The sequence below is a fragment of the Ruegeria sp. CG3 genome (assembly GCF_056537205.1).
The window spans coordinates 233,464-247,436 of record NZ_JBQFRC010000004.1 but is presented as its reverse complement, the minus strand read 5'-3'; the positions used below and the strand labels follow the sequence as shown (position 1 = coordinate 247,436).

13 protein-coding genes are annotated in these 13,973 nt (G+C 62.5%); 6 read left to right on the top strand and 7 right to left on the bottom strand.

Going from position 1 to position 13,973, the window contains the following annotated elements; genetic code table 11:
- Positions 1-29: 29 nt before the first annotated feature.
- From ACR0NB_RS16750 to ACR0NB_RS16720, 7 genes are all read right to left on the bottom strand, one after another.
- Positions 30-1,370, bottom strand: a complete 1,341-nt coding sequence (locus tag ACR0NB_RS16750) for an NAD(P)/FAD-dependent oxidoreductase (protein WP_480776305.1) — start codon at positions 1,368-1,370, stop codon at positions 30-32.
- Positions 1,367-2,863 (bottom strand): aldehyde dehydrogenase, encoded by a 1,497-nt coding sequence (locus tag ACR0NB_RS16745; protein ID WP_480776304.1) that lies wholly within the window; start codon positions 2,861-2,863, stop codon positions 1,367-1,369. The genes ACR0NB_RS16750 and ACR0NB_RS16745 overlap by 4 nt, the downstream gene beginning before the upstream one ends.
- Before the next feature lie 3 nt (positions 2,864-2,866).
- The gene (locus ACR0NB_RS16740) at positions 2,867-3,784 is read right to left on the bottom strand and encodes a dihydrodipicolinate synthase family protein (RefSeq protein ID WP_480776303.1); all 918 of its coding nucleotides are present in this window, start codon (positions 3,782-3,784) and stop codon (positions 2,867-2,869) included.
- A gap of 152 nt (positions 3,785-3,936) precedes the next feature.
- Complete coding sequence (gene nagA / locus ACR0NB_RS16735) at positions 3,937-5,088, bottom strand: N-acetylglucosamine-6-phosphate deacetylase (protein ID WP_480776302.1); 1,152 nt, start codon at positions 5,086-5,088, stop codon at positions 3,937-3,939.
- The gene (locus ACR0NB_RS16730) at positions 5,085-6,116 is read right to left on the bottom strand and encodes an SIS domain-containing protein (protein ID WP_480776301.1); all 1,032 of its coding nucleotides are present in this window, start codon (positions 6,114-6,116) and stop codon (positions 5,085-5,087) included. The genes nagA and ACR0NB_RS16730 overlap by 4 nt, the downstream gene beginning before the upstream one ends.
- An 8-nt stretch (positions 6,117-6,124) precedes the next feature.
- Positions 6,125-6,892 (bottom strand): GntR family transcriptional regulator, encoded by a 768-nt coding sequence (locus ACR0NB_RS16725; protein ID WP_170341182.1) that lies wholly within the window; start codon positions 6,890-6,892, stop codon positions 6,125-6,127.
- Positions 6,889-7,776 (bottom strand): glucosamine kinase nucleotide-binding domain-containing protein, encoded by an 888-nt coding sequence (locus ACR0NB_RS16720; RefSeq protein ID WP_480776300.1) that lies wholly within the window; start codon positions 7,774-7,776, stop codon positions 6,889-6,891. Before ACR0NB_RS16720 ends, ACR0NB_RS16725 begins: the two co-directional genes overlap by 4 nt.
- A gap of 157 nt (positions 7,777-7,933) precedes the next feature.
- Here ACR0NB_RS16720 and ACR0NB_RS16715 point away from each other — a divergent pair, with 157 nt between their 5' ends.
- From ACR0NB_RS16715 to ACR0NB_RS16690, 6 genes are all read left to right on the top strand, one after another.
- Positions 7,934-8,827 (top strand): N-acetylmuramic acid 6-phosphate etherase, encoded by an 894-nt coding sequence (locus ACR0NB_RS16715; protein ID WP_480776299.1) that lies wholly within the window; start codon positions 7,934-7,936, stop codon positions 8,825-8,827.
- Between the two features lie 32 nt (positions 8,828-8,859).
- Positions 8,860-10,110: an ABC transporter substrate-binding protein gene (locus ACR0NB_RS16710; RefSeq protein WP_480776298.1), complete on the top strand. Its 1,251-nt coding sequence runs from the start codon at positions 8,860-8,862 to the stop codon at positions 10,108-10,110.
- 68 nt (positions 10,111-10,178) lie between these two features.
- Entirely contained in the window at positions 10,179-11,093 is a 915-nt protein-coding gene (locus ACR0NB_RS16705) for a carbohydrate ABC transporter permease (RefSeq protein WP_093963180.1), read from the top strand.
- A gap of 14 nt (positions 11,094-11,107) precedes the next feature.
- Positions 11,108-11,947 (top strand): carbohydrate ABC transporter permease, encoded by an 840-nt coding sequence (locus ACR0NB_RS16700; protein WP_170341791.1) that lies wholly within the window; start codon positions 11,108-11,110, stop codon positions 11,945-11,947.
- The gene (locus ACR0NB_RS16695) at positions 11,944-12,972 is read left to right on the top strand and encodes a Gfo/Idh/MocA family protein (protein WP_480776297.1); all 1,029 of its coding nucleotides are present in this window, start codon (positions 11,944-11,946) and stop codon (positions 12,970-12,972) included. The genes ACR0NB_RS16700 and ACR0NB_RS16695 overlap by 4 nt, the downstream gene beginning before the upstream one ends.
- 1 nt (position 12,973) lies before the next feature.
- Positions 12,974-13,969 carry an ABC transporter ATP-binding protein gene (locus tag ACR0NB_RS16690; RefSeq protein ID WP_170457586.1) on the top strand — a complete coding sequence of 332 codons (996 nt, stop codon included), beginning with the start codon at positions 12,974-12,976 and terminating at the stop codon, positions 13,967-13,969.
- The last annotated feature ends 4 nt before the right edge of the window (positions 13,970-13,973 follow it).

Genomic DNA, 13,973 nt, shown 5'->3' with positions numbered 1-13,973 from the left:
TGCCCGCCTGCCTGTCAGGCGGGCCTTTTTCATTCGTTGCGCGCGCGCCATTCCTTCCAGCGCAGCACCATGTTGGCGCCGACCTCAGACAACGGTCGGGGCGGCAGGCGTTTGGGACGGTCCTCGGCTTCGAAATGCTCGCTGATCCCGGACCGCACGCCACAGGCCATTTCGGCCGCGGCGATCCCGGTCAGGGTGCCGCGCGCGGTACCCAACCCGTTCTGGACGCAGGCGGAATAAACGCCGGTCTCGATCTCGCGGGTGACCGAGACGCCGTTCAGGCTCAGGCATAGATGGCCGGCCCATTCGTACTCCATCGCGATGCCGCGCAACTGCGGAAAGCGCCGGTCGAACTTGCGCCGCATCACCGCAGCTGCGCGCCGCAGGTCCGCTGCCCGCGCCTCCATGCCCGGGCGCAGCACGGCGCAGGTGCGGGTGATGATCCGGTTGCCGCCCTGCCCGGTGTCGATCCGGCGCATGGTGGTGCCCATCGGATCGGACGGGGTCACGCCCCAGCGCGGCTGGCCACCCAGCCGGGCCAGCGCATCGGCCTCCAGTTCTCGCGTCATCGCCGCGAACAGAAACAGCTGCATCAGCCGGCCACGTTCCACCCCGAAACTTTCCAGATGGCCGTTCACCGACAGGATCAGCCGGCCGGTCGAGACCTGCCCACGCGCGGTCTGCACGCGCCAGCCCGCCCCGTCGCGCTGGAACCCAGTGACCGCGCCGCATTCAAAAATCTGCACCCCATCGGCGGCCAACCCCGCCGCCAAACCGCGCACATAGCCCGCCGGCTGCAGCATGACCGTGCCCGGCGTGTACAGCCCCGAGACATAGTGCCCGGAACCAGTGAGTTCCTGCATCTGCTGCCGGTCCAGCATCTCGGACCGCTCGCCGAGGCTGTCCAGATGGCGGGCATAGCTTTGGTTGTGCGCATGTCCCGCCGGACTGGCCGCGCCGTTCACTTTGCCCGCCGGATCGAAATAGTTGGGGTCAATGCCGTATTGCTCGACCGCCGCACGGGCAAAGGCGATAGCCTGCCGGTTCAGCCTGATCATCGCCCGGTCATCGCCCGCCCCGGCATAGTCGTCCGAGGCCAGATCATGCGGCAGATCGATCATGAAGCCCGAGTTGCGCCCCGCCGCGCCTTCCGCCACACACCCGGCTTCAAGCACCACGATCCGCGCATCGGGCGCCAGTTGCCGCAAACGCCGCGCAGCAGACAGCCCGGCAAAACCGGCGCCCACGATGGTGAAATCGGCGGTGATATTGCCTGAAAGCTGCCGCGCGGGAGGTTGCGGGCCCAGCAGGGCATTCCACGCCGCCGGGCCGCGCTGAACCGGCAGGCGGCAAGCGGTGAAACGCGTCAATCCACCGCCTCGTCGGCATCATCCGACAGGTCGATCCACAGCGTCTTCAGCTGCGTGTACTGGTCATGCGCATGCAGCCCGTTGTCCCGCCCGCCAAAGCCCGACTGCTTGTAGCCGCCGAACGGGGTCGAGATGTCGCCCTCGCCAAAGCTGTTCACCGTCACGGTTCCGGCCCGGATCGCGCGGGCACCGCGCAGGGCACGCTTGGCATTGGCGGTGAATAGCGACGCGCACAGCCCATATGGCGTGTCATTGGCCATCGCGATGGCCTCATCGAACCCCGCGACCTCGATCACCGACAGGACCGGCCCAAAGATTTCCTCGCGCGCCAGCGGCGCGTCATTGTCCGGCAGCTCGACCACGGTTGCCTCGACGAACCCGTTCTCGGCCTTGCCGCCCAGAAGGACTGACGGCGCCTTGTCCAGATAGCCGCAGACCTTGTTGAAATGGTCTTTGCTGACCAGCGCGCCCAGCCGGGTTGCAGGGTCCAGCGGGTCGCCCACGTTCCACTGGCGGGCATGATGGGCGACGCGCTCCAGCAACTCGGGTTTGACCGCACGGTGCACAATCAGGCGCGACGTGGCCGAGCAGTTCTCGCCCATGTTCCAGAACGCCCCGTTCACCACATGGGCGGCAACCCGGTCGAGGTTCTCGGCATCCTCCAGCACGATGGCCGGGTTCTTGCCGCCCATTTCCAGCACCACCTCCTTGGCGTTGCTTTCGGCGGCATAGGACAGGAATTTCTTGCCCGTTCCGGTCGAGCCGGTGAAGGACACCATGTCGACATCCATATGCCGCCCGATGGGTTCGCCCACCTCGGCGCCGCCACCCGGAACCACGTTCAGAACCCCGCGCGGCAGCCCGGCCTCGGCCGCCAGTTCGGCCAGACGCAGCGCGGTCAGCGGGGTTTCCATCGCCGGCTTTACCACCACCGAGCACCCTGCCGCCAGCGCCGGGCCGATCTTCCAGGCCAGCATCAGCAAGGGGAAGTTCCACGGCAGCACCAGCCCAACCACCCCGATCGGTTCGCGCAGGATCATCGCGATGTGGTCGTCGCTGGCGGGCGCGACTTGATCGTAAATCTTGTCGATTGCCTCGGCGTGCCATTTCAGGCAGTGGATCGCCTCGGGCACATCCACGGTTTCGCAGTCAAAGATGGTCTTGCCGCTGTCGATGCTTTCCATCACCGCCAGTTCGCGGGCATTGCGGGTCATGAGCTTGGCCAGGCGAATCAACACATCTTTGCGCGCCGACGGGTGCAGGCGCGACCAGCGGCCGTCGTCGAAGGACTCGCGCGCCTTTTCTACGGCCAGGTCCACATCGGCGGCGGCGCAGGCCGCGACCTCGGTCAGCACCGCGCCTGTGGCCGGGTTCACCGTGGGAAACACCGCGCCCGAGATCGCCGGGCGATAGCCGCCGTCGATGAAAGCGCCGGTGGGCAGGTCCAGCCCGGCGGCGATGGATGCGTATTCGTCCCGTGTCAGCAAGCCCATGCCTCAGCCCTCCGCCATGATGTCTGCGATCTTGCGTTTCAACACGCGGGTCACCTGTTCCAGCGCGCGCGTGTCATCCTTGTTCAGCCCCTTCAGAGGCGGCCGCACCGCGCCCGCCGGGATGCCGTTCATCGTGACCCCATGCTTGATGGTCTGGATGAACTTGCCGCCCTGTTCGAGCACCCGCATCAACGGCATCAGCGCCGACATGATCCGGCGGCCCTTGGCGAAATCGCCCTTCAGCACGCAGGCCTCATACAGCGCCACATGCTCGCGCGGCAGAAAATTCGACCCGCCACAGACCCAGAACGGCGCGCCCCAGGCGAAGAATTCCAGCGCCTGATCGTCCATGCCGCAGCCCAGCTGGATATGCGGATAGTCCCGCGCCAGCATGTGTACACGGTTGATGTCGCCCGAGCTTTCCTTGATGCCGCAGAAATTGCGGCTGCGTCCCACACGGTCGAGGAACTCAGCCCCCATCATCGTGCCGGTGCGGTGCGGATAATTGTACAGCATCACCGGCAAATCGGCCGCCTTGTCGATGGCCAGCGCATTCAGGGCGTTTTCCCGGTCCGTCGGCACCGAATAGGGCGGGCTTGCCAGCAGGATGGCATCGGCCCCGATCTGGCGCGCGCCTTGGGCCAAAGCGATCGAATCCGGCGTCAACATCGCGCCGGTCCCAAACACCAAAGGCAGCCGACCCTTCAAGCGCTGGTGAGTGAAACGCGCCAGCTCCAGCCTTTCATCGACGGTCTGGGCATAGTTTTCGCCGGTGGATCCGCCCGAGATCAGACCGTGCACGCCGTTGCCGACCAGGTATTCGATCACCTCGGCCAAGGCATCCCAATCAACGCTGAAATCATCCGCATAGGGCGTCACCACCGGGGTATAGATCCCCTGAAATCTGAACACGGGCGTCATCTCAATCCTCTTGCCGGGCACGCGTGAAGCTTGCGCCCGACACCAAGGCTAAGAAAAATACAAGATGTGCACAATGTAGATTCCCGACATGAACGGCCCAAGGTCCGACATGTCGAGGAAAATCAGACGACCATAAGTCGGCCTGAAAACCTTCAGCTGAGTGTGTGACCTTCCTGCCAGACCTGGAGCAGCCCGTGGTCGGAGACATGCAGCACATTGGCGCGGGCACCGGCCGCCAAACGGCCAAGATCCGATCTACCGATCAAGTCCGCAGGCAACCGGGTCGCCATGTCGAAAGCAGCTTGCAAAGGCAGTTGCGCAAATGCAACCACGTTGCGAACCGCGTCCAACAGCTCGAGATGCGCACCGGCGAGCGTTCCATCGGCGAGGGTCAACCGGTTGCCGTCGCGCAAGATCTGACGGCCGTTCAGCAGGAAGCTGTCGATATCCGACCCGGCGGTCGCCATCGCGTCGCTGACAAGGAAGACACTACCCGGCCCATTTTTTGCCCGGATGGCATTGCGCACTGAAACCAGGTGGACGTGAATTCCATCAGCGATCAGGCCCGCAGACAGCTCGCCAAGCGCCAGCGCCGCGCCTACGACGCCGGGCTCTCGGTTACCCATCTGGCTCTGAGCATTGAACAAATGTGTGACGCAACGCGCGCCGGCCTGAGCCGCTTTCTGACAGGTTTCAAAACTCGCATCCGTATGGCCCAGCGAGACGACGATCCCCGCTTGGGTCATGGCATGTATCTGATCATCGGTCACGCTTTCCGGCGCCACCGTAACCTTGAGAACCGGCAACCGTGCGGCTGTGTCCAGCAACAAATCCAGATCAGCCTGCGCCATTGGTCGGATCAGGGCAGCATCATGTGCACCCTTTCGGGCTTGGGACAGGTGCGGACCTTCCAGATGAAGCCCGACAATGCCGGGAACACCCTCGTTCACGGCTGCAATCGTGGCCGCGATGGCCCGGCGCGTGACCTCAGGCGTATCCGTGATCAGCGTCGGCAAGATCGACGTTGCTCCGATACACGCATGTGCCACCGACATGGTGCGGAGCGTTTCCAGATCCGGGGCGTTGTTCAGCATTGCCCCGCCGCCGCCATTGACCTGCAGATCGACGAAGCCCGGAACCAGCAGGCCACCGTCAAGCTGCGACACCCTCGCTGTGCCAGGAGTGTTCGAGACAGGCGTCACGCCCTCGATACGCCCTTCCGCGAACAGAAGGACATGATCCTGCAGGATACCTGCAGGGGTCAGAATGTCCGCGCCCGCCAGAGCCTGCAGTTCGCTGGTCATACGGTTTCCGTCACCTTGTTCAGATGCCGCGGTGCGTCCGGATCGATCCCGCGCGAGGCGGCAAAGGCCTCGACCATCGCGTAGAAGGAGACGATCAGGCTCAGAGGATCAGTCAGGGAATGCCCCGTGCGGACATGAGGAATGCGGGTCGCGGCAGTAACCCTGTCCGTGGTCGCAAAGACACGGGCACCCTTGGCGCTGATTGCGTCGGCCACCTCCGCCAACGCAGGCTCCGCCGCATCTGCCGCTGCAAAGCTGAGTACCGGAAAACCGTCCTCGACGATGGACACCGGCCCGTGCAGAACCTCGGCCGAGGAATAGCTTTCAGCGTGCAACTGGCAGGTCTCCTTGAACTTCAGCGCAGCTTCGTTCGATACGGCCAGTGCCTGACCTCGGCCAAGCGTGAACAATGACGGGTGAGCACCGATAGCGTCACGCACTTCGGGCCAATCGATCCGGGCCGCCTGATCCAGCTGCTCGGGCAGGTCGCGCAACGCCGCCAGCAACGCCGCATCCTGCCCCCATTCTGCCAACAGCCACAAGCCGGCCACCGCCGAGGTGACGAATGTCTTGGTGGCCGCAACACTCAGTTCGGGGCCCGCCTGTATATCTATGGCGTGATCGCTGACCTCGGCCAACGGTGAAGCCGCGTCGTTGGTCAACGCTACTGTCAATGCGCCGTCGCGTCGGGCATTGCGAGCCATGGCCACGATGTCGGGGCTTTTGCCGGATTGCGACACCGACAGGCACATCGCCTGGCGCATGCGCAGAACCGAGTCGTAGATCGATCCGATCGACGGCCCGACCGAGGCCACCGGCACACCCAACAGGATTTCCGACGCGTATTTGAGATAGGTGCAGACGTGATCGGAAGACCCGCGTGCGACCGTCACGACAAATGTCGGGTCCAGTTCGCGGGCAACCGAAGCGACCACCTCAATATCTGTCTGACCCCGGCTAAGAAGCCGCTCTACGGCCACAGGGATTTCATCAATTTCCCGGCGCATCCGGGTGATCTGCTGTTGCATGATGTGTCCTAGCTGTTGGCCAACCGCAATTCGGCGACAAAATCATAGGCGTCGCCGCGATAGATCGACCGAGTGAATTCAACGACCCGCCGATTGGACAGGTATGATGTTCGAACAATGCGCAGCCCGGCCGCGCCGGGTTCGACCCCAAGCAAACCCGCGTCGGCGCTGTCCAGATTGATCGCCGATATGCGCTGCAGCGCCCGTACTGGCCGGTTTCCATCCCGCTCCAGGACTTCGTACAATGAGGCTTCGACCTCCTGCGGGCGCGGCAGAATGTCGATCGGCAGCGAGGCCCGTTCGATAGCCATGGGCCGATCATTGGCCATACGCAGGCGCGAGATGCGCGCAACCGCTTCACCCGAGGACAGGGCCAGCGCCATCACCTCCTCGGGCGACGGAGTGTGCACACCGCGCTCAAGCCACTCGCTCGAGGATTCAAGACCGCGTCGATTCATGTCCTCGGTGAACGAGGTCAGCCGTGACAGGGATTGCTCGACCCGAGGCGTGCCGTCGGCCACGAAACTGCCCGAGCCTTGGCGCTGAATGACGATTCCCCGATCTACCAGATCCTGCATCGCCCGACGCACGGTGACGCGGGAAAGGCCCGTGAGGTTTGCGATCTCGCGTTCGGCCGGGAGCGGTGCACTTTCCGCCAGCAGACCATTCTCGATGCCCTCTTCGATCCGCTTGCGCAATCGAACGTACCGCGGCCCCACGGCCCGCTGCATCCAGTCACCGGTCCTGAGGAAGGTTTCGATCGTTTCGGCGGTCATGCTGCCCCCAATCTGGCGCGCTCGGCCAGCTGTGCGGCGAGCTGCAGCGCCCCGTCAAGGGCGGTGCCCGCCGGTTCGATCATCGCGCTCTGCACCTCGGCGGAAAGATAGGCGATGTAATGCGATGCCACCCCGCCCAACGCACAGACCGGCTCGGGATCATCGCGACCAAGGGCCTGAAGCCCTGCAGCGACATAGTCGGCGCCCTCGCGCATCAGGGCCACGGCCACCACATCGCCTTTTTGAGCCGCCGCAATGATTTCGGGTGCGAAGTCTGCGATTTCGGCTGGCCGCGCCTGCCCCGCAAATCGCACGATCTGCATGGGGTCTTCGTCAAAACGTCTGCGTACGGATCGTGTCAGCGCGCTGTCGGGGGCTATTCCGTCCGCTGCAAGCAACACCCGCCGCAGCAGCTGCTGTCCTAGCCAATACCCGGACGCATCATCACCGATGAGCGCCCCATATCCGCCAATCAACCGGATTTCGCCCTCGCTTTGCCGCGCCAGGAACGATCCAGTGCCGATCCCGATCAAACATCCATCGACCGCCCCCAACGCCCCGACCACGGCCGAGCGGCGGTCATCCTCGATCTGCACAATGCGCGATGGCAGGTGCCGTGCGATTTCAGCGCCTGTGTCCGCGTCGGTCACGCCTGCCAACCCAGCGTAGACCGGAATCCCGGTCAAAGCCGCTTCGGGCATCGCAGCACGCTCGGCCAGAGCCCGCAGCCCGGCATTCAGCGTTGAGATAGCCGCCGCACGATCGGAATAGACATTGGCACTTCCCAGAACCAGATCATGCCGCCCGGTGGGTCCGGCCATGGCAAACCGGCAGCGCGTACCGCCACCGTCAATTGCAATGAGATATGGGAGGGACTCATCCATATAGATACCTTTACAATACCTTTCGGCTGAAAAAAAGACCTCTTGTGGCCAAGACTCGCTATTTTTTGCGCTTTTTGGTGGGCACTTGGTGAATTGAAACGAATGGTAGACAAAAGGTATTATATAGGTATTATCTTTGGTGCCAAAGGGGAATCACATGACGCCGCACATGCTGCCGCAAACCGAAATGCTGCGCGACGAATCCGAGGGGCTGGACCTGCGCCCGGACGCCGAAGTTCTGCGCCTGCTGCTGGATGCGCAGAAAGCCGCGCTGAACGGGCTGGATGCTTGCCTTCCGGATATCTCGAAAGGTGCGGCATTGATGGCAGAAACCATCCGCGCCGGGGGGCGGCTGTATTATGCCGCCGCCGGCTCGTCCGGGCTGATGGGCTTGGCCGATGGGGCGGAAATACCGGGGACATTCGGCCTGTCGCCAGATTCAATCGCCATCTGCATGGCCGGCGGCATACCAACCGGGGCGGAGATGCCGGGCCACACCGAAGATGACACTCGGACGGCCGAAATCGCCGCTGCCGACCTCCGCCCCACGGACACTGTGATCGCGATATCCGCCAGCGGCACCACGCCCTACCCGCTGACCTTCGCCGGAATTGCAAAGTCCCGCGGCGCCAAAACCATCTGCATCGCTAACAACGACGACGCACCGCTGTTCGAGCACGCCGATTGCGCAATTTGCCTGAACACCCCGCCCGAAGTCATTGCCGGATCGACCCGACTGGGCGCCGCAACCGCGCAAAAGGCGGCGCTCAACATGCTCTCGACTCTCATGGGTGTCAGGTTGGGGCATGTGCATGACGGCATGATGGTCAACGTGGTCGCCGACAATGCCAAGCTGCGTCAGCGCGCAGAAGGAATCATCCGGAACATAACCGGCGCCACACCTCAGCACGCCGCTGATGCCCTGGATCGCGCCGAAGGCAACCTGAAGCTTGCCGTACTTTTGGCCGCCGGCGCCGCAACACGAGCGCAGGCCAGTGAACTGCTGACGGCATCGGGCGGCCATCTGCGCCCTGCGTTGGACCAGGTTTGAACCAAGAAGAAGACCAAAAGGGAGAATACATCATGAGAACAACTACACTGACTGCCATGCTGCTGGCGTCATCGGCCCTGGCCGGTGCGGCAACGGCCGAAACCACGCTGACCATCGAAAGCTGGCGCAACGACGACCTGGCCCTGTGGCAGGAAAAGATCATCCCGGCCTTTGAGGCCAAGCATCCCGACATCAAGATCAAGTTCACCCCATCGGCCCCCGCGGAATACAACGCCGCCCTGAACGCCAAACTGGATGCCGGCTCGGCGGGAGACCTGATCACCTGCCGTCCCTTCGACACCTCACTTGGCCTGTACGAGGCGGGCAAGCTGGCCGATCTTTCTGATCTGGAAGGCATGGCGAATTTCTCGGACGTCGCCAAATCAGCGTGGCAGACCGATGACGGCTCGGCCACCTTCTGCGTGCCGATGGCCTCGGTGATCCATGGGTTCATCTACAACAAGGACGCGTTCGACGAGCTGGGCCTGTCGGTTCCGGAAACCGAAGCCGAGTTCTTTGCCGTTCTGGACAAGATCAAGGAAGACGGCACCTATATCCCCATGGCCATGGGCACCAATGACCAATGGGAAGCGGCCACCATGGGTTACAACAACATCGGGCCGAACTACTGGAAGGGCGAAGAAGGTCGCCTCGCCTTGATCGAAGGTTCTCAGAAACTGACGGACGAGCCGTGGGTCGCCCCCTACCGCCAGCTGGCCAAATGGGGCGCCTATCTGGGCGACGGGTTCGAAGCGCAGACCTATCCCGACAGCCAGAACCTGTTCACGCTGGGCCGCGCCGCCATCTATCCGGCCGGCAGCTGGGAGATCAGCGGCTTCAACAACCTGGCCGATTTCGAGATGGGCGCCTTCAAGCCGCCGGTCCAGAATGCCGGGGACGAGTGCTATATCTCGGATCACACCGACATCGCCATTGGTCTGAACGCGGCGTCGCCCAACGCCGATGCGGCACGCACCTTCCTGAACTGGGTCGGTTCCGAGGAATTCGCGCAGATCTATGCAAACGCGCTGCCCGGCTTCTTTTCTCTCTCCAGCTTCGATGTGGCGATGGAGGACCCATTGGCACAGGAATTCGTCAGCTGGCGGAACGAGTGCAACTCGACCATCCGGTCCACCTATCAGATCCTGTCGCGTGGAACGCCCAACCTTGAGAACGAGACATGGAACGCATCGGCTCAGGTGATCAAGGGCGAGGAATCGCCCGAGGACGCCGGCAAGCGCCTGCAGGACGGGTTGGCCAGCTGGTACGCCCCGCACCAGTAACCCGTCTTTCGTGACGCAAACGGCTCTGGCCAGGCGGCCAGAGCCACCCTGAGCTTTCGAGGAACAACATGGGCAATCGCCGGATCAAATGGCACATCGTGGTGTTTCTGGCACCCGCAGTGCTGGTCTACTCGGCCGTCATGGTCTTTCCGCTGTTCAATACGCTGCGGCTGGCGCTTTACACCGAGGTCGATCAGGCCCGTGTTTTCGTAGGCCTGGACAACTTCCGCACCCTGTTCGGCGACCCGATTTGGTCGGATGCGTTCTGGAACGCACTTGGCAACAATTTCTGGTTCTTCTTCATTCACATGCTGGTGCAGAATCCGATCGGGATCGCACTGGCGGCGATCCTCAGCCACCCTCGCCTGCGCTTTGCGGCGTTTTACCGTTCGGCCATCTTCATCCCGACGATCCTGTCCTTCGTGATCGTTGGCTTCGCCTGGAAGCTGATCCTGTCGCCGATCTGGGGCATCGCCCCCGATATGCTGGCCGCGGTCGGACTCAAATCTCTGTTCGCGCCTTGGCTGGGCAAAGAGGAATACGCGCTGACCACGCTGGCCCTGATTTCGGTCTGGCAGTTCGTGGGCATTCCGATGATGTTGATCTATGCCGCCCTGCTGTCGATCCCCGAAGAGATCCTCGAGGCTGCCGAAGTCGAAGGCATCACCGGCATGTCCGCATTCTGGAAGATCAAGCTGCCGCTGATCCTGCCTTCGATCGGCATCATCTCGATCCTGACGTTTGTCGGTAATTTCAATGCGTTCGACCTGATCTACGCATCCCAAGGTGCTCTGGCGGGGCCGGACTTCTCGACCGACATCCTTGGCACGTTCATGTACCGGACCTTCTTCGGGTTCCAATTGCAGCTCGGTGACCCGCATATGGGATCGGCCATCGCAACGGGCATGTTCGCCATCATCCTGACGGGGGTCTGCATCTATCTGTTCCTGATCCAGACCCGCATCCGCCGGTATCAGTTCTGAGGGGCCCGAGGAGAATGAACAAAGCCCGCAGAAACCCCTTCAACATCGCCGCCATGCATGGCGCGCTGATCCTCTATACGCTGATCGCCCTGTTTCCGGTCTTCGTGATCGTGATCAACAGCTTCAAATCGCGCAAGGCGATCTTCCGTGAACCGCTGGCGCTGCCGGATGCCGACTCGTTCTCGATGATCGGATACCAGACGGTGATGAAACAGGGCGACTTCTTCCTGTATTTCCAGAATTCGATGATTGTCACTGTCGTGTCGCTGTTCCTGATCCTGCTGTTCGGCGCAATGGCGGCTTTCGCGCTCAGCGAATACCGGTTCAAGGGCAACACGCTGATGGGCCTGTACCTTGCATTGGGCATCATGATCCCGATCCGCATCGGCACGGTTGCGATCCTGGACATGATGGTGGCGACCGGTCTGGTCAACACGCTGATGGCGCTGATCCTCGTCTACACCGCACAGGGCCTGCCGCTGGCCGTTTTCATCCTGTCCGAGTTCATGCGGCAAGTCAGCGACGACCTCAAGAACGCAGGCCGCATCGACGGGCTGAGCGAATACACCATCTTCTTCCGCCTTGTTCTGCCGCTGGTGCGTCCGGCGATGGCGACCGTGGCGGTGTTCAACATGATCCCGATCTGGAACGACCTGTGGTTCCCGCTGATCCTGGCCCCGGCCGAAGAGACCAAGACCCTGACCCTCGGTAGCCAGGTCTTCATCGGTCAGTTCGTCACCGACTGGAACGCGGTGCTTTCCGCGCTCAGCATGGCGATCCTGCCGGTCATGGTTCTTTATGTCATATTCTCGCGGCAACTGATCCGCGGGATCACTTCGGGGGCGGTCAAATGATCCGGGTTCTGATCGCAGGTTTGGGCAACATGGGCCTCAGTCATGCGCTGGCGCATCATCACCATCCCGACGCCCAGATCGTGGGTCTGGTGAACCGATCCGGGACAGTGGATCACCCGGATTTGCAGGGGTATCCGGTCTTCATCGATTTCCATACGGCGCTTGCGGACACCAACCCTGATCTGGCCGTGATTGCCACCTATTCCGACAGCCATGCCGATTATGCCTGTGCCGCAATGGACGCCGGTGCGCATGTGTTCGTCGAGAAACCCTTGGCCACCACCGTCGCGGACGCACGCCGTGTCGTCGAGAAGGCCACTGAAGCCAACCGCAAGCTGGTGGTTGGGTACATCCTTCGGCATCACCCCTCGTGGATGCGGCTGATATCCGAGGCGCGCGACCTGGGCGGCCCCTATGTCTTTCGCCTGAACCTGAATCAGCAGTCCGACGGCCCGACATGGGAGACGCACAAGGCGCTGATGCAAACCACCTCACCCATCGTGGACTGCGGTGTGCATTACGTCGACGTCATGTGCCAGATTACCGATGCCCGGCCCGTTCGGGTCAACGGAATGGGCCTGCGTTTGTCGGACGAAATCGCGCCCGACATGTACAATTACGGCCAGTTCCAAGTGGTGTTCGAAGATGGTTCGGTTGGTTGGTATGAGGCTGGTTGGGGTCCTATGATGTCCGAAACGGCGTTCTTCGTGAAAGACATCGTTTCACCCAATGGCGCGGTTTCAATTACCGAAGGCAACAGGGGCGCATCCGATGATGTGGACGGCCACACGAAGGTGGGCGGCATTCTGGTGCACAAAGCCAGCGGCGACACCCTGATCGAGATGGATGGCGAACCCGGCCACCAGGAACTTTGCGACGCCGAACAAGCCTACATGCTGCAAGCCATCGCGCGGGACATCGACCTGACCCGCCATATGAATGACGCGGTGCAATCCCTGCGGATCTGCCTTGCCGCCGACCAAAGCATTCGATCCGGCCAGCCGGTCGACCTGAAGGAGACGTGACGTGACCGCCCTGAAACTGACCAATGTGTGCAAGTCCTTCGGACAGGTGAACGTGCTGAAAAACATCGACCTGACCGTCGAGGAGAACGAATTCGTGGTCTTTGTGGGCCCCTCGGGTTGCGGCAAGTCCACCCTGCTGCGCGTGATAGCGGGGCTTGAAGAGGCGACCTCGGGAACGGTCGAAATCGATGGCCAGACCGTCAACGAGGTCCCACCCGCCAAGCGCGGCATCGCGATGGTGTTCCAGTCTTATGCGCTGTATCCGCATCTGACTGTTCGGGGGAACATGGAACTAGGCTTGAAGCAGGCCGGGCATCCCAAGGACGAAATCGCGCGCCGCATCACCGAAGCCAGCCGCATGTTGTCACTGGATCCCTATCTAGAACGTCGCCCGGCCGAGTTGTCCGGCGGTCAGCGCCAGCGCGTCGCGATCGGCCGCGCGATCGTGCGCAACCCCAAACTGTTCCTGTTCGATGAACCGCTGTCGAACCTGGATGCCGCGCTGCGCCTGAACACCCGGGTCGAAATCGCAAACCTGCACCGCCAGATCGACGCCAGCATGATCTACGTGACCCACGACCAGACCGAGGCGATGACTTTGGCGGACAAGATCGTCGTGTTGCGGGACGGCCGGGTCGAACAGATCGGCAGCCCGATGGAGCTGTACAACAACCCCGCCAACCGGTTCGTGGCCGAGTTCATCGGGTCTCCGGCGATGAATTTCGTGCCCGCCGATCGGATCGGTGGATCTGGGCGGCAACTCATCGGCATTCGCCCTGAATACGCTCGCCTTGGGCAGTCGGGTCCGCTTTCGGGCACAGTCGTTCACGTGGAAAACCTTGGCGCAGATACCAACGTGTTGGTCGACATCGGGACCGACAAGCCCTTTACCGTTCGGGCCTTTGGTCAGCATCAGGTGTCCCCGGGGACGCAGGTCGGCATCGACTATGATCCGGCCAATGCACTGACGTTCGGAGAGGACGGGTTGCGGCTTTGACCGG

Coding starts and splice junctions, on each gene's coding strand:
- ACR0NB_RS16730 (WP_480776301.1), bottom strand. CDS start 6,116: ATGCAACAGCAGATCACCCGGATGCGCCGGGAAATTGATGAAATCCCT.
- ACR0NB_RS16700 (WP_170341791.1), top strand. CDS start 11,108: ATGAACAAAGCCCGCAGAAACCCCTTCAACATCGCCGCCATGCATGGC.
- ACR0NB_RS16720 (WP_480776300.1), bottom strand. CDS start 7,776: ATGGATGAGTCCCTCCCATATCTCATTGCAATTGACGGTGGCGGTACG.
- ACR0NB_RS16745 (WP_480776304.1), bottom strand. CDS start 2,863: ATGGGCTTGCTGACACGGGACGAATACGCATCCATCGCCGCCGGGCTG.
- ACR0NB_RS16710 (WP_480776298.1), top strand. CDS start 8,860: ATGAGAACAACTACACTGACTGCCATGCTGCTGGCGTCATCGGCCCTG.
- ACR0NB_RS16695 (WP_480776297.1), top strand. CDS start 11,944: ATGATCCGGGTTCTGATCGCAGGTTTGGGCAACATGGGCCTCAGTCAT.
- ACR0NB_RS16715 (WP_480776299.1), top strand. CDS start 7,934: ATGACGCCGCACATGCTGCCGCAAACCGAAATGCTGCGCGACGAATCC.
- ACR0NB_RS16725 (WP_170341182.1), bottom strand. CDS start 6,892: ATGACCGCCGAAACGATCGAAACCTTCCTCAGGACCGGTGACTGGATG.
- ACR0NB_RS16705 (WP_093963180.1), top strand. CDS start 10,179: ATGGGCAATCGCCGGATCAAATGGCACATCGTGGTGTTTCTGGCACCC.
- ACR0NB_RS16740 (WP_480776303.1), bottom strand. CDS start 3,784: ATGACGCCCGTGTTCAGATTTCAGGGGATCTATACCCCGGTGGTGACG.
- nagA (WP_480776302.1), bottom strand. CDS start 5,088: ATGACCAGCGAACTGCAGGCTCTGGCGGGCGCGGACATTCTGACCCCT.